Here is a 20,073-nt window from a genome sequence, read left to right on the forward strand (position 1 = left end):
CTTTAATCGGTTAAACTTTAGATTAATTTCAATTCATGCATAGCTTTTGCAAGTCCGCCTGCATTTACATGTTCTGCAATATAATCTGCACGCTCTTTCACTTCTGGAAGAGCATTTCCCATTGCTACACCAATACCAGCAGCATCTAACATTTCTACGTCATTCAGCCCATCACCGAAAGCAATTGCATCATCCATGCTCATTCCTACTCTATCCAACAGTACTTGCATCCCTTTCGCTTTGGAACCACCTTCAGGCAATACATCACAAGAAACCGGGTGCCAGCGGACAAACTTCAAATGAGGGAATGATCGCTCATACTGTAACTGTTCCTCTGCTGTACAAAAAATGAGAGTTTGAAATACTGGATGATTCTCAAAATAAGTTTCATCTACTTCAGGATATGGAAACTTCAAGCTTGAAATTCCTGTCTCTACATCAGGATGCTCTTCTATAGAAGATACCATTTTCTTTTCGTCTAAATAGACAAGTGGATGAGACTGTTCTCCTGCAAATCTTGTAACTTCACCTAAATATTCTTTTTCGATTGCACCGGTATGGATGACCTCACCTTTCAAAACTACATACTGTCCATTGAAACAAACGTATGAATCAATTTCTAATTCCTTTAGAACCGGCTCGATCATGAATGGTGCCCTGCCTGTAGAAATGGCAACTAAATGTCCATTATGCTTAGCCTTCCAAATAGCCGTTTTAGCAGATTCCGGCAATGATTTATTAGTATCGTATAATGTTCCATCTACATCTATAAAAAGAATTTTTCCCATTTTTACATCCCTTCCTATAAAAGTTGCATACTATAAATGAAAGATATCGTTGATTCCGAGTGATTGTAAAATTTCCAAAAATATCTTTACGAAAGATTCAAAATACTATATAATGGATATAAGGAGTGATGTGCCATGATGAAACGTTGGAAAAAGAAACTATTGAAACGGCTCAATGGCATCCTCGGAAAGAAATCGATTGCGTGACTGTTAGCCTCCCAAGTATTGGGGGGCTTTTCTTTATTTTAAGACAACAGCGTGATAATATAAAGGATATGAGTTCAAACTTGAACGTGCAAAAGGAGCATAAGACATGATTTACAAAGTTTATTACCAAGAAAATGTACATGAAGTTCCAGTTCGCGAAAACACGAAAACTCTGTACATCGAAGCATCTTCCGAACGGGAAGTACGTCACAAGCTAAAAGATCGCCCATACAACATCGAGTATATCTCGCTGCTTGAGGGGAATCATTTAGAGTATGAGCAAGCAAGTCCAAACTATAAAGTGGAGAACATATAATCCATATGAAATTTGTAAAAAATGATCAAGCGGCCGTTTTCGCACTTGGCGGACTGGGTGAAATCGGCAAAAATACGTACGCTGTCCAATTTCAGGACGAGATTATCGTAATCGATGCAGGCATCAAATTTCCTGAAGATGATCTACTTGGCATCGATTATGTCATCCCGGATTATTCTTATTTGGTGAAAAATGCGGATAAGATTAAGGGACTTTTCATTACACATGGTCACGAAGACCATATCGGAGGTATTCCTTATCTCCTTAAACAAGTGAATATGCCTGTTTACGGTGGAAAACTTGCACTTGGGCTATTGCGCAATAAGCTTGAAGAACACGGGCTGCTTCGTCAGACGAAGATGACGGTTATTAATGAAGATGATGTCATCAAGTTCCGTAAAACTTCAGTCAGCTTTATCCGGACAACCCATAGTATTCCTGATTCCTATGCAGTTGTCGTCAAGACACCGCCTGGGAACATCGTCCATACAGGCGATTTCAAATTTGACTTCACTCCTGTCGGTGAACCGGCCAACTTAACAAAGATGGCTGAAATCGGAAAAGAAGGTGTACTGTGTCTTCTTTCTGATAGTACGAATGCTGAAGTTCCTAACTTTACGATGTCTGAACGTAAGGTCGGAGAAAGTATTGATGAAGTGTTCCGTAAAGTAGATGGACGGATCATCTTTGCAACATTCGCGTCTAACATTTATCGTGTTCAGCAAGTTACGGACGCAGCAGTGAAACACGGCAGAAAAATCGCCGTATTTGGACGCAGTATGGACAATGCCATTAATATCGGGCATGAACTGGGTTATATTAATGCACCGAAAGACACATTCATCGATGCCCAAACATTAAATAGACTTCCTGCTAACGAAGTCATGATTTTATGTACAGGAAGCCAAGGTGAACCGATGGCTGCCCTTTCAAGGATTGCTAACGGAACACATCGCCAGATCCAGATTCAACCTGGAGATACCGTCGTATTTTCTTCCAACCCGATTCCAGGAAATAATACGAGTGTAAACCGGATCATCAATCTTCTTTTCAGAGCGGGTGCAGAAGTGATTTATGGACCGTTGAACAACATCCATACTTCCGGACATGGTTCCCAAGAAGAACAAAAGCTGATGCTGCGGTTAATCAAACCTAAATACTTTATGCCAATACACGGTGAATACCGTATGTTGAAAATCCATACGCATCTTGCTGAAGATGTTGGAGTTCCAATTGAAAATTCATTCGTCATGGAAAATGGCGATGTCTTGGCTTTAAGTTCCAACGACGCTCAAGTTGCGGGCAGAGTCCCAGCAGGCGATGTTTACATCGATGGCAGCGGAATTGGTGATATCGGAAATATCGTATTACGAGATCGTCGGATTCTTTCTGAGGAAGGTCTTGTGATCGTTGTTGTCAGTGTTGACAAAGAAGCAAACAAAATTGTTTCAGGGCCGGACCTGATTTCACGAGGATTTGTCTATATGCGTGAATCAGGAATGATGATCAATGAAGCACAGCAAATGCTTAATAGACATTTGAAAAGTTCAGTCCAAGGTAAGGACACGCAATGGTCGGAACTCAAAAACGAGATTTCCGATGTGTTAGGACCATATTTGTTCGAAAAAACAAAACGTCGTCCAATGATCTTACCGATTGTGATGGAAGTATAAAACGTTTAAAGAACCCAATCCAGACTAATGGATTGGGTTCTTTTAGACTGTAGACAAACTTAATTGTTTGGAATCATGATGGGCCCGACAGCGAGACAGTCCGAGACCCCGCAGGCGAATAAAAGATGGGATGCTAAGTGCGCCGCATCGTGCGGCAACGCATCCATGACCGACATCCTATCGGCCTAAGCTTGGCGCGAGTCCGCGGAAAGCGTCCGCCTGAAGCTTAAATTTCTGTTTTACTCGATGACAAAAATAAAGGACTCACTCCTAATGGGATTGAGTCCTTTACAATTTTCATACGATAGGCACAACTAAAACAGTGAAATCAATGCAAAGCCTTTTTCTCGAAGCGAGTAATGTCGGCGTCTCCGCCAATTAGAATTAATAAATCATCAGATTTGATCTCTTCCTGGGCTTGTGGCGAAACAATGATTTGATCATCACGCTTAATCGCAACAATGTTCAAGCCATATTTAGCGCGCACATCCAAGTCTCCGAGTGTGTGCCCTGCTAAAATTTCATTTGCCCGGATTTCCGCAATGGAATGTTCGTCTGAAAGCTCGATAAAATCGAGAATCGTGTTTGACATGATACTTGTCGCGAGTCTCCTTGCCATATCCCGCTCCGGATGAATGACGTGGTCCGCCCCAATTTTTTTCAATACCTTTTCATGGTAGTCATTTTGAGCCTTCACCGTAATTTGTTTCACACCGATTTCTTTCAGCATGATGGTTGTCAAAATGCTCGATTGTATATCTTCCCCAATGGCCACAATGACATGCTCGAAATTCTGTAATCCTAAGGACTTTAATACATTATCATCTGTCGTATCGGCGATGACTGCTTGTGTGGCAATTGAGGCATAATCATCCACCCTTTCGGAAAACTTGTCTATTGCCAAAACATCGGCGCCTTGGTCAATCAATTCTTTTACTAAGCTTCCGCCAAAACGACCAAGCCCGATTACTACAAATTCCTTTTTCAACGCCAATACCCCCGTTCACACCGAATGGGGCTAGTTTATCACAAGTCTTCCACTTGTGAAAGCACCTTGTAGAGAGAAAATTTAACGCCTCGATTCTTCCAATAATCGTTTGATTCGCATCTCCAAAAGGTTCATGCCCCCGCCACCTGCTTGCACGTGCCGGAGTTTTCCATTGCGGTCGAATAAGTAATAAGCCGGAACAAACTGATTTCCAAACTGTTTCGTCAGATGTAAGTTATTATCCACAAAGACCGGCTGAGTCATCCCGTACTTTTTCACGGAACGTTCGATGTCCTGTAAGTCTTTGTCTCCTTTTGCTCTCGGCATATGAACGGCCACTACATTCATAGCGTTCCGATACTTATTCCGGAGTCGATTGAATTCCGGCATCACGTCAGTGCACAAATCGCAGCTGACGGACCAGAAATGGACGATGCATGGCTGATCCCCTATTAACTCTTTTGTAGTAACCGCCCCGTTCAGCCATAGGGTCTCTCCTATCAGTTCAGGTAATGATTGACGAAGTTTAATGGAATTTCCTCCTTCAATAAAAAAATCCCCGCTACTTATTGTATGCGGGGGACTGACTATGGAGAAAACAATTGTGCATGTTTAGACGTATGTATGCAGGGAAAACTGATAATATCCCTAAAACTGATCCGTCCATAATGGCCGAGGCGGACGTTTAGAACAATATTCGCAATCTTCATCCTCACAAGGTTCTTCACTCCACTGATTACATTCAGTACAGTATGTCGAATCATAGAGCTCACTGTAAACTAACGGTTCAAGACAATGGCTGCAGTGGTCAAACATCTCTGAATACTCGATGACCTTGCGATTTTGCAGCAAAAATACACCTTCCACCACTTTCTCCTTTAACGGAGAATCACTTTTTTTCCGGAATAACGGATTTAAGTACATATAAAGTTTTTTGGCCATTGCCTTCCCTCCTTTAGGGTCAATTTTACCATATTTGAACAAAAGAACAACGTCTCCTTGGAGGTTTTACAATGCTGAGAGCAGATTTAAAGCCAATGGTAATTAAAGAAGCGTACATGTCCTATATCCTTCCTTTTGCCTATCAACAAAAATACTTGCAAGAGTTAGGTGACTTGTTACAAAACAAAGGATATACCTTCTTTAATTTAGATAATAACCAATTAGAAGATGAATACTACGGTAATCAGGTTAAAGTATTAAACGAAGAGCTGGATCAATATTTTCTTCCTTACGTACAACAAAAGCTATTTCCGAAGAATTTTGATATGTATGGTTTCCATCGATTTTCAAAAAGAATCAGGAAATCATTCAAACTAGAAGTAAATGGATTCTCCTATCCATTTAAAGTAGAAAGTGTAGATGTCTTCTTTTGTCCATTTGGCATAGCCTTTCTTACGATGCGTACAGAACTAACGAGTAAAGAAAAAGAATTGTCGGATGTATTGAACTTTATGAATTACATGCGTGTAGCAGAACCCAAATTAAAGGAAGAAAAGGGCGCTACTATTGTGACAACAGAAGGTAAAAGCTATGAAAACGGCCATACTTTTCTGTTTGATTATTTATGCCCTGACATTAAAGACTATATTATCGATAATCAGAAGTTGCGCGGTTACTTCGGAAGTCTTCCTTATTTCGAGGATGAGCGCATGTTTGTTACTGGTTTCCTTTTCTCTGGAGACAACGAAGAATTAGACCCAACAAGCTTGTATCGGATGGGCCATCTTGACGGACGGGATCCTCAAGGGAAACCTTATCTCTCTACAACTAATAAGGACTATATTGACCGTTTCTATCAAGAACATATTCATGACCGGTGGGCACCGTATACCTACACGGTAACGACTGAACACGCCCATATCAAAGTTTCACGCAATCCGATTGAAGAGTCGGAGCGGCAGCTTTCTCAGTACATGGGCACCCATTACTATAATCTCATCCTTCATTACTTTTACCGGGTCATGCTCCTCCGCTTATCTTTTGAGTATAGTGATTTGGAGTGGAATAAGGATGAGGACTATATTAGAGATCTGATTGAACTCATTACGATCTTTTCTTCTCGTTATTATTTTGGGGAGGTAAGTGCCAGGACTGAAGGAAAAGAACTCTCTAAAATATTTTTAAGAACCTTTCATATCGATGATTTGTATGCAGAAGTGAAAGGCACGCTTCACGAGCTGTATCAGAACCAAGAAAATATTGCAGCTGAACGGCAAAATCAATTACTATTCATGCTCACTGTATTTACAGTCATCTCTGGAATTGTCGGCATGAATTTAGTCATTGAAGATTGGAAGGGGCAAACCGGCTGGTCGGCCATTCAAAACTATAACTTTATGGAATGGATTACTCTGTTAACCGCTGCTGTAGGGATTTTATTATCCATATCTCTCTTTGTCGTAACCATTGTTCGATGGCTCCGATTAAAGATTATTAAGAAACTTCATAAGCATTTCTAAAGGGCTACTTATGGCCCTTTTATTTTTCTTGCCGACTTCGAACGCATCGACTTTCTATTAAATTTATGTTTTTTTCTAAAAAGTCCTTGATTTATCTTTATCTTTTTGTATAATAAAAACCGCTAATAGTAAACTTAAAGTAAGGTAAAACTAAACTTTTCTTACTTGGAGTTTACAATAGATAAACTCTTAGAGGAGCTGTTTACATGCAAATCGGTAAAAAGATCAAAAAGCTCCGGCTAAAAAAAGGCCTTACACAAGAGGAGCTTGGCGAACGCACCGACTTGAGCAAAGGATACATATCGCAGCTTGAACGAGACTTGAACTCGCCTTCCATTGAAACACTCTTTTCCATACTGGAAGTATTGGGTTCTACTCCTAAAGACTTTTTCGATGAAGAAGAAGACGATCAGAAAGTGATTTACACAGAGGACGAAATGACCATTTTCGAGGATGAAGAAAAGCATTATAAGCTTCAATGGCTTGTACCGGAATCCAATGAAAAAGAAATGGAGCCGGTTTTCCTCACATTTGAAGATGAAGGAGAATTCAAGGAATTTGAGCCCTCCCTCTCAGAAACCTTTATTTACGTCTTAAAAGGAAGTGTTCGTCTGGACTTGGGCAAGCAGCACTTTATCGCTGAAGCTGGAGAGGCCATGTACTACGAAGCTTCTGACAATCACAAGCTATCCAATTCGCATCATGGTACAACAGAACTCATTATAGTCGCAACTCTATCCTATTTATGAAACAGGAGGTCAAAATGACTGCACAACCGATTATCCGTTTTGAAAACGTCACGAAAAAATACGATGACGAAACAACTGTATTAAAAAATGTTAGTTTTGAATTGGAACGCGGTAAGTTTTACACGCTATTAGGCCCATCTGGATGCGGTAAAACTACCATTCTACGACTAATTGCCGGATTCATCGAACCGACTGAAGGCAATATCTATTTCGATGGCCAAAAGATCAACCATGTTCCTGCGAATGATCGCCAAGTAAATACAGTGTTCCAGGACTATGCCCTGTTCCCTCACTTGAATGTTTATGAAAATATTGCATTCGGTCTTCGCACAAAGAAAGTGAAAAAGGACGAAATCGATAAACGTGTAAAAGAAGCGTTGAAATTCGTCAACTTGACTGGATTCGAAAATCGTGAAATCGCAGAAATGTCAGGTGGTCAAAGGCAACGTGTTGCGATTGCTCGTGCCATTATTAATGATCCTGAAATCGTTCTTTTAGATGAACCGCTATCTGCACTTGACTTGAAGCTTCGTACTGAAATGCAGTATGAACTTAGAGAGTTGCAGCAACGCCTTGGAAAAACTTTCATATTCGTCACGCACGACCAAGAAGAAGCGCTTGCGATGTCCGACGAAATTTTTGTGATCAATGAAGGTTCCATCCAACAATCCGGTACACCAATTGATATTTATGATGAGCCGATCAACCGTTTTGTGGCAGACTTCATCGGTGAATCGAATATCGTTCCTGGAGTCATGGTCGAAGATTATAAAGTTCAATTTGCCGGCAAGACATTTGAATGTGTCGACCAAGGGTTGAATCCTAATGAGAAAGTGGATATCGTCATCCGACCGGAAGACCTTGAAATCACTTCTATCGATTCCGGAAAAATGTCAGTTAAAGTAGATACACAATTATTCCGTGGTGTTCACTATGAGTTGTCCACTTATGACGAAGACGGCAATGAGTGGCTCGTCCATTCGACGAAAAAAGCAGATGTCGGTTCCAAAATCGGACTGGACTTTGATCCTGAAGCGATTCATGTTATGAGATTGAACGAAACTGAAGAAGAGTTCGACAAACGATTGGAATCTTACGGAGCAGGACGCCCATGAAGACGAACACGACACGCACCTTCTATCTCGTCCCATATTTAGCATGGATGGTCCTGTTCGTCGTCGCTCCTATTCTGTTAGTAGCTTACTATTCGTTTTTCGACATCAGCGGCCAGTTCACTTTGGATAACTACAAGAACTTCTTCACTTCGGTCTATTTGAAACTAACTCTTAGCTCGTTTTGGTACGCATTCTTAATCACACTCATTTCGCTGATCATTGCGTATCCGACGGCTTACTTGTTGACTAAGACAAAACATAAGCAATTATGGCTTCTATTAATTATCATTCCGTCTTGGATCAACCTTTTGCTCAAAACCTATTCCTTCATCGGAATTTTTGGCTTGTACGGGCCGATCAACGCTTTCCTTGATGCAATCGGAATCGGTTCAAAGCAAATTCTATTCACTGACTTCAGTTTCATTTTCGTGTCGGTGTATATCTTTATTCCGTTTATGATTTTGCCGATTTTCAATGCATTGGATAAATTGAATCCAGCTCTAATTGATGCATCACGTGACTTAGGTGCATCACCTTGGACAACGTTCCAAAAGGTCATTCTCCCATTAACGATGAACGGTGTGAAATCCGGGATTCAAGTTGTCTTTATCCCTGCCCTATCCCTCTTCATGATCACTCGTTTGATCGCTGGGAATAAAGTCATTACACTCGGTACAGCAATTGAACAACAGTTCCTCGTCACACAAAACTGGGGAATGGGTTCGACTATCGCCGTATTCTTAATCATTTTCATGGTTGTCATCATGATCATTACAAACCAACGAGACAAGGGGGCGTCCATTAATGGGAAGATTAAATAATCTATCAAAAATCTTTTTGGCGCTCATCTTTCTCATTTTATACGTGCCAATCTTTTACTTGATCTTTTATTCGTTCAATAGCAATGGAACGATGTCCAGCTTTGAAGGATTCACATTAGAGCACTATGTTGCGGTATTCCAAGATACACGGCTAATCATCATTCTGATTAATACAATTTTGGTTGCCCTACTATCAGGTCTTCTATCTACAATTTTAGGTGTATTGGGTGCCTTGGGAATCATTTATATCCGGAACAAAAGCATGCGAACTACATTGTTGTCCCTGAACAACGTGTTAATCGTAAGTCCGGATGTCATCATTGGGGCATCCTTCCTGATTTTATTTACAGCGGTCGGTGTGAAGCTTGGATTTGCTTCCGTACTAATTTCCCATATCGCATTTAGTGTACCGATCGTTGTATTGATGGTCTTACCGAAACTCCAAGAAATGAGTTCTTCACTTATCGATGCAGCTCGTGACTTAGGAGCTACGAACCGTGATATTTTGACAAGAGTTATATTGCCTTTCATCAAACCCGGAATTTATGCAGGTTTCCTATTGGCCCTTACATATTCCCTTGATGACTTTGCCGTAACTTTCTTTGTGACAGGAAACGGGTTCTCCACACTTTCAGTGGAAATCTATTCAATGGCACGTGCCGGAATCTCATTGACGGTCAATGCTCTATCAGGAATTATTTTTATAGTGACATTGATCTTGGTCATTGTGTATTACGCATTCAACCAACGCATTAAAAACCCTGTAGGAATGGGGGTTAAGAAATGAAAGACCTTATTAGATCGGTTATAGTAATTGCCGCTGTCTGTGCAGTTCTGTTCTATGTCAATTCGGAACTGAATAAAGGCTCAGGTAAAGCTGGCAGTAATGATACAATCACGGTTTACAACTGGGGCGAATACATCGATCCGGAATTGGTAGATCGGTTTGAAGAAGAGACAGGTATAAAGGTCATTTACGAAACATTCGATTCGAATGAAGCGATGATGACTAAAATTGAACAAGGCGGTACGTCATATGATGTCGCAATGCCTTCCGAGTATGCAATTGAGAAGATGAAGGAGAATGATCTTCTTATTCCGTTGGATTTATCAAAAATCCCAAATTTGGAGCATATCGATCCTTACTTCTTAGATCTTCCGTTTGACCCTGGCAATGAATATTCCATCCCTTATTTCTGGGGTACGGTTGGAATTGCCTATAACCCGACCTTGTTAGAAGAAGGGCAAACTTTTGAAAGCTGGGAAGATTTATGGGACCCTGCCTTAAAAGGACAGGTCATCATAGTTGACTCTGCACGTGAAGTCATTGGAATGGGTCTCAACAGTCTCGGATATTCCCTTAACTCTACAGATCCAGACGAGTTAAATGAGGCGTTCGATAAGCTGTCTACTTTGACGCCAAATGTAAAAGCGATCATTGGCGATGAAATCGTTGAAATGATGCGAAACGAAGAAGCTTCAATCGCTCTCACTTGGTCAGGTCAAGCGGCAGACATGATGTGGATCAATGAGGATATCACATTCTCTGTACCTAAGGAAGGATCGAATCTTTGGTTCGATAACATGATTATTCCGAGTACAGCTGCAAATGTTGAAGGCGCACATAAATTCATTAACTTCATGTTGGATCCTGAAGTGGCGGCACAAAATGCCGATTATGTGGGCTATTCAACTCCGAATAAATCGGCAATCGAGCTGATGGATCCTGAAGTAACAGGCGATGAGAGATTCTATCCGCCAGTAGAGCTGCGGGACCGGCTTGAAGTGTACAAAAACTTGGGTCCTGAAATGCTTGGTGTTTACAACGAATTGTTCTTGAATTTTAAAATGGAAATGAACTAATACTAATACCTGTTCCGCTTACCGTGGAACGGGTATTTTTTATGTCATGATTTCTGAATTCGTTTAAATGTAAGATTGGCTATAAAGTAACTAAAACATATCTGTATTTCGAGTATCGAAATGGATAAGCCATTACGTATATGATAGTATCTGTAATAGATTGCATGTAGAAAGTAGGGATTCCCACAGTGGCGGAACAGACAAACAAATTTGCCTTATTTGTACTGATGTTCAATATGTTCATCGCATTTTCCGGAATTGGACTGATCATACCGATCATGCCGAGTTATTTGGAAACTTTCGGAGCAGCTGGACAGGCACTCGGATTCCTTGTTGCCATTCTTTCATTCTCCCAATTCATCTTTTCACCGATTGCCGGAAATATATCCGACAAGCATGGAAGAAAACATCTTATCATCTTCGGATTAGTCATTTTCGGCCTCTCACAACTAATGTTCGGGATGGTTGACGAACTTTGGCTATTATTCGTTGCTCGCTTCTTTACAGGACTTGGTTCAGCATTCTTAGTGCCACCGACGATGGCTTTTGTAGCCGATGTAACAACCTATGAGGACCGGGGAAAAGGAATGAGCTATTTAGGTGCTGCAATCTCACTTGGCTTCATGGTCGGTCCTGGTATAGGCGGGTACTTATCTAATGTTAGTCTGCAGTTCCCTTTTTATATCGCTACTGCAGTAGCATTACTATCCGCGGTCATCTCCTTCTTCGCTTTGCCGAATATTAAACCTGCAGAACAAGCGGGAGCAATTGGAGCACCTAAAGTCCAAGAAAATATTTTGCAACAAATGAAAAGGTCCGTCCATACAACTTATTTTGTGTTGTTGATCGTAGTTTTCGTCTTTTCGTTCGGTTTGGCGAATTTCCAATCGACGATTACGTTGTATATGGATAAGCATTTCAACTATTCTCCTGGCACCATTTCAATTGTTTTGACATTTGGAGGACTGGCAGGAGTCATTGTCCAGACATTTTTTGTCAGCAGACTTTTCAAGATTTTTGGAGAAATTAAAATCATTCTTGTCAATTTAGTTGTGGCTGCCTTATCACTATTCGCTGTCCTTTTTGTTAATGAATTTTGGGCAATCCTAACCGTTTCAACAATTTTCACGACAGCTACCACATTGATCCGCCCAGCTGTCAATACACTCATTTCTAAATTTGCCGGGACTGAACAAGGTTTTGCAGCCGGTATGAATAACGCTTATATGAGTTTAGGAAATATGGTAGGACCAGCATTAGCCGGAGTCCTCTTCGATATCGACATGACATATCCCTATTATTTAGGTACTCTAATCCTGTTAATCAGCTTTTCTATTTCTTTCGTCTGGTATAAGCGAAAAGAAAAAGTAATAGCTGCCCTATAACAGCAAAAAGGAAATCCAAAGAGCGGCATGCTCTCGGATTTCCTTTTTTTATCTTTTCTTTTTCAATTTCAACAGTTGTTCTACATGTAATGTTTCTTGAACGGATTCCGGTTCTCTTTTTCTTTGTACTACTTGAGAAATCGTTCTAATATTCCTCCAACCAAATCTCCGGATTGTTATATCAACGAAGAATAATAGGAGTGAAGAAAATATGAGTGCCTTTTGGATACTTTGCCTTTCGGCACTTTCGTAAGGCAAGTTCCTAAAAGCCTGGGACGGTTCTTCAAGTACCTGCCCCCCAGTACGCTCGGAGATTTGGTTTAATAATCCTTCATCGGGCTGCTGGAGTCGATACTCGTCGCTATATGGAACCGATAGTCCTGCTTGATAAACCTCCTCAGATTCATTTGAAACCCTGAAGAATACAAGCCCAGGGTCGGTTTCCATGGTGACTCTTGTTTTACCTGGTGCAATCGGTTCAGCCATCACTTCGATTTCTTCTCCGCGTTCATTCACAACAGCAACATCCAAGAAGGAGGAATTACCTGAAGGGTCCTGTATAATGTAGGAACCATCATCGGATCTGCGGATATCGAATGGTATTTCATTAAACGATGGAAGTAATCGAGAGACTGCTGTATTCCATAAATCCGGCCATCTTTCCCAACGGGCGAAATCGCCACTCCATGCCCCTGGCGAATCAGAAGTATAGGCAATTGTACGACCAAGACCATACATCCATTCCGCCAAAACCGGGTCCTCCTGTTCACTTTCCATCACAACGGAAGCAGTCTGTTTAGCAGTGGTGGCTATATACGCATTCATTTGTGGAACCCCTTGGTCAAAAAGACTGGTCCATACAGGATCTCCACCGATAGCAGGATAGAACGGATTATCTTCAATGTATGTCCTTGAAATCATGACAGTTTCTCTTGAAAGTATTGCTGGAATTGTACTTTCATCTTGCACATCGTAATATCTCCCAGCACCAATTTCAGCAAGCATTTCCAGCAGATTTCGATCGGCATCCTGACCAATCGAAACTGTCGAAAGGGTTGTATTGTGCTCCAAACCTTCTTCTATCAAAGCCTGGTAATCATTTTGAGTAGCCGATTGCCCATCCGTCAGAAGAATGATGTGTTTTCGCTGCAACTTGAGGTCCTGCAAATTTTGGAATGCCATTTCCAAGCTCGAGTAAATTTCGGTTCCACCGCCAGCTGGGACTGATAGGATTTGATTGACCGCTTCTTCCTTGTCAGTCAGTTCACCTGTTTCAATGATTTCCCATGGCCGATCATCGAAAGCTATAAATCCTAAAGTGTCCCCATCTCGTAATAATTCAACAGAACGAGCAGCTGCTTCTTTGGCTAACTCGAGTTTACTACCCATCATACTTCCGGAACGGTCAAGCACGATGACTATCCCTAACGAAGGGAGCTGTTGTTTCCCCTTCACTTCCATCTCGACCGGAAGGAGCTTCTCAATCGGTGATTTAAAATAGCCCCCTAATCCGAAGCTGTTTTCTCCACCGACCATCATGAACCCGACTCCAAAGTTTTTGACAGCCTGTTCAATCACTCCCATCTTCTGTTCACCTACAAGATGACCCGGAACATTATCGAAGATGATCGCATCATAATCCAAGTAATTGGATAGATCATATGGAAGCATCTCTGCAGAAATCATATCTGTTTCCACAACCTGTGCGTCAATAATCCCTGGAATTGGGGATTGACGATCCTTCCCATGAACAACTAATAGCCTCGGGGAACTTTCCACTGTTGTCACGCTCGTCAATTTATTATTTTCTAAAAGCCCATCATCCGGTACGATTAACTGAACTTCATATTTAAGCAAGCCGTTGCCTGTAGATGCATGCCTGAATGAGTATGTATTCGTGCCGGGCTCAATTTTGACAGCTTGTTTCATTAGCAATTTGTCATTTTGAAGTAGTAGGAGCTCACCTTCCTTCTCGCTGGATGACTCCACTTCAACGATCAGCTGCTGTTGTTCACCCTCGAATGCAACGGGAGGTGTCTCAAAGGAAGTTATGGCCACATCTTCATTAACCGTTTGCTTAAGGGGAACCGTGTCTATTTGTATATTACCGCCTGCGAGCCTGAACAGTTCATCCGATACAGATCCTCTTGTCTCAAGGCCGTCTGATATCAAAACAATTCGAGTTGCCTTATTAGACTCTGCTACACTCGATGCCAACTGAAGAGCTTGTTCAATATTCGTGTCACCGGTTTCTCTTAATCCCGAAAAGATCGGTACTTCCTTCACCTCATCAGACAATTTGACCTCTGTCTGGAAGTTCCCTCCAAATGTATAAACCCCTACAGATTGATTGGCATTTTTACTATCCAGACTTTCTTCTATCCAGTCATAGATCCATTCATCATTTCCAGCCGCCGATGCAGATCGGTCAATAACAAACAAGATTTGTTCATCCTTCACTGGAAGAAGCAGGTAAGGTCCAGTAATTGCAAAAATTAATAATAAGATGGATAGAGCACGCAAGGCATAGGCAACAGCGTGTTCCCGACGGAAATGCTCTCTCCCTTTTCTCCAAGCCCATATAAAGTAAATCGCGAATGGGATACATAGTAGCAGCCATAACGGCTGATCAATTCGTAAATCCACGTCTTCTCTGCACCTCCCATTCTGCGGCCATTACAAGTAAAATCACCAACAGCAATATCGGTACGATTGAGCGGTTGACCGTTTCTTCGATTGATTCTCCTGAAGCGTCTCCGATTCTGAACGATGAACCAGGCAGCAGCTCTTTCTCCGATTGTTGGAGAGCGACTGAAAATCTTTTTTCTTCATCATCGGATCGGATCATGTATAGCCCTGGAGTTTCTGGAGCTTTAAATTTTCCACCATCTGAAATGGTCGAAATATGTTCCCCCGCTAATGAGTAGATATCCCACCCGTCATTTTCAGCGGTGGCAATTGCTAATGGCCGTTGTTCGTTCGGAGAAAACGTGCCGATATAATTTCCACCGGTCGATAATTCTTCTCTGGCGCTCCAGAGGAATAATGGAAATGATGGATGTAAGGGCCAGTCTGTCATTTGCACATCAGAAAGAACAGCAATATTCCCTTCAGGAGAAACTTGGATGAAGGGATGTTCTCCTACTGATGCAATCGTTTCATACCCTTCAAATGGAGGGTACAGTTCGCTTACATACACATCTTTCGGTAATGCAAAAGAAAATAATCCGTTCTCTGAAACGCTGATATCTCCACTGATTTCTGAACTGCTTTCATCATTCCTACCGATTAATAAGACATTTTGTCCATTAGTAAGAAGTTCCGTCTGATTGGTCACAATGATCGCTTCATCGCGTACCGAGCTAATCTGTTCGGTTGGAACTGTACTAACCGGAAAGTCCATTGCTTCGAAAGCTTTACGAACCAATTCATGAAGGCTGGCATCTACGAATACTTCCGATACATTTTGTTGAAGTAAAATACTCACTGTATTATCTTCCAAGTAGTCATCTTTAACATCGAGTACTGCCGTTAAGGCATCGACATCCGGTAATTCCTTAAATGAGTAGGTAACTGTTTCCCCGGGCGTAATCGTAAAATCCTGTTGGCTTACTACAGATTCCCCGTCCACTTCCTGAATGGCTACAGTCCCGACAGATTCTTCTTTGGAATTGTTAACAATCTGGACGATGGCAGAAATGCCTGACTCTGTCTTAGCTGCACCGAAACGATTAATTGACACGTTTGTGATTTCTGCTGGTCCACCTTTCACAACCCAATTGACCGATTCCTGCACCGGGAGATCCTGCCGATCTATTTGATCAGTAAATAGAAAGATAGTTGTTGTTTGATCGGAAAAAAGAGTTTGGGTAAAATCCAATGTTTTAGGCATCTGCTCATGTTCATATGTAACCTTTAACGATTGGATTGCCTTACGTATTACATTTTCATCCGTTTCATTTCTTAAAACGACTGTAGGCTGTTCACCTGTTGTAATAAGAGTGAGTGGTTTACCGGACAGTTGGAGCGTCAACTGCTCCATTTCTTCCTTATGTTGATCAAAAAGACTTTGATCCTCTCCAGCAAGCATAGAGGCGGAAGTATCGACGATCCAAATGATTTGTTCACCGGCAATCGCCTTTGTTTTGTAGTAAGGGTTTAGTAAAGCAAAAACAAAAAGTAGGAGCGCAAGCATCTGCAAGTAAAACAATGCGTTTCGCTGAAGATGTTGTAAATAAGGTGAAACCTTCGTTTCCTTCATCACTTCTTCCCAAAACAAAGTAGAGGAAACCGGTTTCTCCGTAAATTTTTTCCGAAAGAAATAATAAATCAGGACGGTTAACGGAAAAATCGCCGTCCATAAATATGCTAATTGTTCTATTCCCAAGACGGACACCTCAATGTACCCAATTTGCTCTCAATAGTTGATGGAACATGACATGCATAAGTCCATCGTTACTATTAACCGGCATAAGTCGAACTCCGTACCTCCTGCAAAGCGATTCGAGTTGAGCTTGATGCTTTTCTCTTTTTTCCCTGTATTCATCCAGCACCCTATGAGAAACGGTAACATTGACTTTCAGATCCGTTTCCATATCGATCATCCGAAGGTCTCCCCTATAATCGGGATCTATTTCTTCTTCTGTTTCTACCAGTAGAAGGCGAATATCTCCGGCATGCCGCGGCAGTCTTCTTAAAAATGGCTCCCAATTTTCAATCGGTTCCAGACCATCAGTAATGATAAATAAAACAGTCACATCTTTAGGTATGCGGAGAGCTGCGTGTTCTGCAAAAGAGCCGTGAAAGTTGGCAGACTGACGTGAAACATAATCGATATACGGTTTCTTATAAGTTGACCCCTTCCGACGGAAAAAGGAATCCCTACTTCCGTCGACGGCTGAAAACGTAAGCCGATCATCTTTATTCAATACAAGTAACCCCAGTGCAATGGCCAACTGTCTTGCGAACGTCCACTTCTGTTCGCCGCCCATAGATTTAGTCGAATCCAACAGGATATGTACACGCATTTCTTGTTCATCAAGAAACCGTTTGATGAAATGTTTTTCGGTCCTGGCAAAAACATTCCAATCGATTTGTCTTACATCATCCCCTACGTGATACTCGCGGAAATCGGAAAAGTCGAGAGACGATCCAAATCTTTTTGACCTATGTGATCCTTTATGATGGCCACGGAGCTTTGATTTTGTAGAAAGTGAAAGTCTGCTGATTTTTGCAGCCCAATCATCGGGAATGATGTTCATCATATTGTCTGTCCTTGCCTGATTTGAAGTAGGAGCTGATCAATGATTGTATCAGCAGTAATTCCGGTAGCTTCCCCTTCATAATTCAACAGAAGGCGGTGTCTTAAAACCGGTTTTGCTACTGTTTTGATGTCAGCAATCGATACGTGATAACGTCCAGCGAAAAGTGCTCTCGCTTTTGCCATACGGATCATACTTTGCAGACCGCGAGGACCACTACCGTATTGGACGAATTGTTTCACTTCCTCAATGGTATCTGCTTCAGGGTGAGTTGCTGCAACAAGGTCAACTGCATAAGTCAGCATATCATCTGCTATTAGAACTTCCTTGACCATTTGTTGTGCATCTAAAAGATCATGGGCATTCATCATTTTTTGAAGCTCAACAGTTGTTGAGCCTGTTGTTCGTTTCACAATCTCGGTCAATTCTTCCTTAGAAGGGTAAGGAACGATAATTTTACATAAAAAGCGGTCCATTTGAGCTTCCGGAAGTGGATATGTCCCTTCCATTTCAATCGGATTTTGAGTAGCTAAGACGAAAAACGGCTTTTGCATGTCTTTCGTATCCCCTAAAATTGTCACCGTCTTTTCGCCCATCGCTTCAAGTAAGGCACTCTGTGTTTTAGGGGTTGCACGGTTAATTTCATCCGCTAATACCATCTGATTGAAAATGGGTCCTTCTTGGAAGGTAAATTGTTGTCTACCGTTTTCAAGACGTTCAATTATACTCGTCCCGGTTATATCAGCCGGCATAAGATCAGGGGTAAATTGAATCCTTGAGAAGCTTAGATTCAATACTTCTGAAATGGTGCGGACTAACATGGTCTTTCCAAGTCCAGGCAACCCCTCCAGCAATGCATGCCCATCGGCTAAAATCGAATAGATCGTAAAATCGACAGCTTCATGCTGTCCGACGATGAAACGACCGATTTCCTTTCGTATGGAATGTAGTCGTTCACTCATTTCCGTAAATTGTTCAGGTGTATATGACATAATGGCACTCCATTTCTATTGGGATTGAATATCCGAAAAGTAGTCAGAGACGATCCGCTGTAATTCCGGCGGTAGTTGTAGTCGTTCAGAACTTTGGATGTATGAATCTTTGTAGGAACCGATCACTTCTTCATAAGGTCTGACAGTTCCTTTTGCCATCGGAACTTGGCCCTTCTGCTCTCCTGCAGCATTGCCTTCCCCCATTTTCCCAGGGTCTACCTCTGTATTGCCGGTTCCTCCAATTCTATCAGGCACAGAGAGTAAATTCCGTCCGCCCGAACCTTTCCCGCCTTGAGAACCTCCTTGACCTCCTTGAGAACCTCCTTGTCCTTGGCCCTGTCCTTGGCCTTGACCTTGGCCCTGTCCCTGTCCTTGGCCTTGTCCCTGACCTTGGCCCTGTCCTTGACCTTGTCCTTGTCCTTGGCCTTGTCCTTGGCCCTGTCCCTGACCTTGACCTTGTCCCTGACCTTGTCCTTGGCCTTGGCCCTGACCTTGACCCTGCTTGGAATTGCCGTCTTTCCCTTCCCCGTTTCCTTCTTTGTCACCATCACCACTGCCTGATGAACCGGAATTCCCCGCAGATGCTGATTGGATCGGAAAGTCAACAGGTTTCCCCAACTTACTTAAGGCGGTTTGAGTTAATCCCGCCTGTTGTGCAAGGGCAGCTGTCATGTCCATCAATTCTTTAAGTTCTTGTTCCTCAGTTGAAGTTAGTCCTCCCTCTCCTTCTTTTTCGGCAAGGGACTGCTTCTTCAATAAGTTTTGCTCCTGCAGCTTCAATTCCTTCTGTTTTTTTACAACTTCACGTAAAGCTTCATTAGCAGTTTCAGTTTTTTCAAGTTCGGCTAAAAGTTCCTCTACATTTTTTTTCAAAGACTCAGGTGTCTCTTTCTTCACTAACTTTTTAACTTCTCTTTTCATTTCTTCAACAATTTCATTTTCCTTCTCGATCTCTTGAGCCTCCAACTGTGTGGCTGCCGGGAAAATGAATAGAATTCCTACTACGGCCAAAGAAAGTGCCAAACCGATTAGAGGCTTAGCTAAAAAGACATTCTTTTTTCTGCGCTTGAATAATTCATATGCAGCCTGAATTTTTTCCACAGTCTTCTTCAGTAAGGGCTGGACCAACATAGAATCCGATTCTTTAAATGACAAAGCACTGATCAACAGATTATCCGGAAGATAAGGATCGAGCGCTCTAATCGCTTCTCTATTGGAAGGTCGTTTGAAGAGCTTCCAAAGCAGTACAATGAAACAGACAAGTAACGCGGCAGCCGTTGCCCAGTTCAAATAGTAAGGAAGTACAAATAGACGAGAACCCAAAAGCACAATTGCTGCTGTCAGAACCCCAAAGAATAGAGCATTTTGAATTGATCTCGCAAAATGGACCGCGGACAAACTGGCTCTTACCTTCTTGACATATGTTATTAGTTGTTCTCGACTACTCATCGGT

18 protein-coding genes are annotated in these 20,073 nt (G+C 41.9%); 9 read left to right on the forward strand and 9 right to left on the reverse strand.

What is annotated here, in order from left to right:
• Positions 1-17: 17 nt before the first annotated feature.
• Positions 18-788 (reverse strand): Cof-type HAD-IIB family hydrolase, encoded by a 771-nt coding sequence (locus ACFOZY_RS02820; protein WP_378152025.1) that lies wholly within the window; start codon positions 786-788, stop codon positions 18-20.
• Positions 789-1,101: 313 nt separating this feature from the next.
• On the opposite strand from ACFOZY_RS02820, the gene ACFOZY_RS02825 reads away from it, so the two are divergent.
• Both ACFOZY_RS02825 and rnjA read left to right on the forward strand, forming a co-directional pair.
• The gene (locus ACFOZY_RS02825; RefSeq protein ID WP_378152027.1) at positions 1,102-1,311 is read left to right on the forward strand and encodes a DNA-dependent RNA polymerase subunit epsilon; all 210 of its coding nucleotides are present in this window, start codon (positions 1,102-1,104) and stop codon (positions 1,309-1,311) included.
• A 5-nt stretch (positions 1,312-1,316) separates the two neighbouring features.
• Positions 1,317-2,984: a ribonuclease J1 gene (gene rnjA / locus ACFOZY_RS02830; protein ID WP_378152029.1), complete on the forward strand. Its 1,668-nt coding sequence runs from the start codon at positions 1,317-1,319 to the stop codon at positions 2,982-2,984.
• A gap of 328 nt (positions 2,985-3,312) precedes the next feature.
• On the opposite strand, the gene ACFOZY_RS02835 is transcribed toward rnjA, so the two are convergent.
• The 3 genes from ACFOZY_RS02835 to ACFOZY_RS02845 all read right to left on the reverse strand — a co-directional run bounded on the left by ACFOZY_RS02835 (position 3,313) and on the right by ACFOZY_RS02845 (position 4,914).
• Positions 3,313-3,972: a potassium channel family protein gene (locus ACFOZY_RS02835; protein WP_378152031.1), complete on the reverse strand. Its 660-nt coding sequence runs from the start codon at positions 3,970-3,972 to the stop codon at positions 3,313-3,315.
• Between the two features lie 81 nt (positions 3,973-4,053).
• Positions 4,054-4,575 (reverse strand): redoxin domain-containing protein, encoded by a 522-nt coding sequence (locus ACFOZY_RS02840; RefSeq protein ID WP_378152213.1) that lies wholly within the window; start codon positions 4,573-4,575, stop codon positions 4,054-4,056.
• A 45-nt stretch (positions 4,576-4,620) separates the two neighbouring features.
• A complete protein-coding gene (locus ACFOZY_RS02845) occupies positions 4,621-4,914 on the reverse strand; it encodes a hypothetical protein (protein WP_378152033.1) in 294 nt (97 codons plus the stop codon).
• A gap of 71 nt (positions 4,915-4,985) precedes the next feature.
• Between ACFOZY_RS02845 and ACFOZY_RS02850 the strand changes: the two genes are divergently transcribed.
• The 7 genes from ACFOZY_RS02850 (at position 4,986) to ACFOZY_RS02880 (ending at position 12,367) form a co-directional block, all read left to right on the forward strand.
• Positions 4,986-6,434, forward strand: a complete 1,449-nt coding sequence (locus ACFOZY_RS02850; protein WP_378152035.1) for a magnesium transporter CorA family protein — start codon at positions 4,986-4,988, stop codon at positions 6,432-6,434.
• Positions 6,435-6,640: 206 nt separating this feature from the next.
• Complete coding sequence (locus ACFOZY_RS02855; protein WP_378152037.1) at positions 6,641-7,183, forward strand: helix-turn-helix domain-containing protein; 543 nt, start codon at positions 6,641-6,643, stop codon at positions 7,181-7,183.
• 14 nt (positions 7,184-7,197) lie between these two features.
• A complete protein-coding gene (locus tag ACFOZY_RS02860; RefSeq protein ID WP_378152039.1) occupies positions 7,198-8,298 on the forward strand; it encodes an ABC transporter ATP-binding protein in 1,101 nt (366 codons plus the stop codon).
• The gene (locus ACFOZY_RS02865; RefSeq protein ID WP_378152041.1) at positions 8,295-9,119 is read left to right on the forward strand and encodes an ABC transporter permease; all 825 of its coding nucleotides are present in this window, start codon (positions 8,295-8,297) and stop codon (positions 9,117-9,119) included. Before ACFOZY_RS02860 ends, ACFOZY_RS02865 begins: the two co-directional genes overlap by 4 nt.
• Positions 9,103-9,906: an ABC transporter permease gene (locus ACFOZY_RS02870; protein WP_378152043.1), complete on the forward strand. Its 804-nt coding sequence runs from the start codon at positions 9,103-9,105 to the stop codon at positions 9,904-9,906. Before ACFOZY_RS02865 ends, ACFOZY_RS02870 begins: the two co-directional genes overlap by 17 nt.
• Complete coding sequence (locus tag ACFOZY_RS02875; RefSeq protein WP_378152045.1) at positions 9,903-10,982, forward strand: ABC transporter substrate-binding protein; 1,080 nt, start codon at positions 9,903-9,905, stop codon at positions 10,980-10,982. The genes ACFOZY_RS02870 and ACFOZY_RS02875 overlap by 4 nt, the downstream gene beginning before the upstream one ends.
• Before the next feature lie 188 nt (positions 10,983-11,170).
• Positions 11,171-12,367, forward strand: coding sequence for an MFS transporter (locus tag ACFOZY_RS02880; RefSeq protein ID WP_378152047.1), 1,197 nt, complete (start codon positions 11,171-11,173; stop codon positions 12,365-12,367).
• 48 nt (positions 12,368-12,415) lie between these two features.
• Here the strand turns inward: ACFOZY_RS02880 and ACFOZY_RS02885 are convergent, their stop codons facing one another.
• The 5 genes from ACFOZY_RS02885 to ACFOZY_RS02905 are packed head-to-tail and all read right to left on the reverse strand — an operon-like array spanning position 12,416 to position 20,069.
• Positions 12,416-15,013 (reverse strand): VWA domain-containing protein, encoded by a 2,598-nt coding sequence (locus tag ACFOZY_RS02885; RefSeq protein WP_378152049.1) that lies wholly within the window; start codon positions 15,011-15,013, stop codon positions 12,416-12,418.
• A complete protein-coding gene (locus tag ACFOZY_RS02890; protein WP_378152051.1) occupies positions 14,997-16,754 on the reverse strand; it encodes a vWA domain-containing protein in 1,758 nt (585 codons plus the stop codon). Before ACFOZY_RS02890 ends, ACFOZY_RS02885 begins: the two co-directional genes overlap by 17 nt.
• Before the next feature lie 10 nt (positions 16,755-16,764).
• Entirely contained in the window at positions 16,765-17,631 is an 867-nt protein-coding gene (locus ACFOZY_RS02895; RefSeq protein WP_378152053.1) for a DUF58 domain-containing protein, read from the reverse strand.
• Positions 17,628-18,620 (reverse strand): AAA family ATPase, encoded by a 993-nt coding sequence (locus ACFOZY_RS02900; RefSeq protein ID WP_378152055.1) that lies wholly within the window; start codon positions 18,618-18,620, stop codon positions 17,628-17,630. Before ACFOZY_RS02900 ends, ACFOZY_RS02895 begins: the two co-directional genes overlap by 4 nt.
• Before the next feature lie 15 nt (positions 18,621-18,635).
• Positions 18,636-20,069, reverse strand: a complete 1,434-nt coding sequence (locus ACFOZY_RS02905; protein WP_378152058.1) for a hypothetical protein — start codon at positions 20,067-20,069, stop codon at positions 18,636-18,638.
• Between the last annotated feature and the right edge of the window lie 4 nt (positions 20,070-20,073).

It is taken from the genome of Chungangia koreensis (genome assembly GCF_042651785.1).
Classification (GTDB): Bacteria; Bacillota; Bacilli; order Bacillales_A; family Planococcaceae; genus Chungangia; species Chungangia koreensis.

Excerpts from the sequence above, each read along its gene's own strand:
- ACFOZY_RS02820 (WP_378152025.1), bottom strand. The coding sequence starts at position 788 with ATGGGAAAAATTCTTTTTATAGATGTAGATGGAACATTATACGATACT.
- ACFOZY_RS02825 (WP_378152027.1), top strand. The coding sequence starts at position 1,102 with ATGATTTACAAAGTTTATTACCAAGAAAATGTACATGAAGTTCCAGTT.
- rnjA (WP_378152029.1), top strand. The coding sequence starts at position 1,317 with ATGAAATTTGTAAAAAATGATCAAGCGGCCGTTTTCGCACTTGGCGGA.
- ACFOZY_RS02845 (WP_378152033.1), bottom strand. The coding sequence starts at position 4,914 with ATGGCCAAAAAACTTTATATGTACTTAAATCCGTTATTCCGGAAAAAA.
- ACFOZY_RS02850 (WP_378152035.1), top strand. The coding sequence starts at position 4,986 with ATGCTGAGAGCAGATTTAAAGCCAATGGTAATTAAAGAAGCGTACATG.
- ACFOZY_RS02855 (WP_378152037.1), top strand. The coding sequence starts at position 6,641 with ATGCAAATCGGTAAAAAGATCAAAAAGCTCCGGCTAAAAAAAGGCCTT.
- ACFOZY_RS02860 (WP_378152039.1), top strand. The coding sequence starts at position 7,198 with ATGACTGCACAACCGATTATCCGTTTTGAAAACGTCACGAAAAAATAC.
- ACFOZY_RS02865 (WP_378152041.1), top strand. The coding sequence starts at position 8,295 with ATGAAGACGAACACGACACGCACCTTCTATCTCGTCCCATATTTAGCA.
- ACFOZY_RS02870 (WP_378152043.1), top strand. The coding sequence starts at position 9,103 with ATGGGAAGATTAAATAATCTATCAAAAATCTTTTTGGCGCTCATCTTT.
- ACFOZY_RS02875 (WP_378152045.1), top strand. The coding sequence starts at position 9,903 with ATGAAAGACCTTATTAGATCGGTTATAGTAATTGCCGCTGTCTGTGCA.
- ACFOZY_RS02895 (WP_378152053.1), bottom strand. The coding sequence starts at position 17,631 with ATGATGAACATCATTCCCGATGATTGGGCTGCAAAAATCAGCAGACTT.
- ACFOZY_RS02900 (WP_378152055.1), bottom strand. The coding sequence starts at position 18,620 with ATGTCATATACACCTGAACAATTTACGGAAATGAGTGAACGACTACAT.
- ACFOZY_RS02905 (WP_378152058.1), bottom strand. The coding sequence starts at position 20,069 with ATGAGTAGTCGAGAACAACTAATAACATATGTCAAGAAGGTAAGAGCC.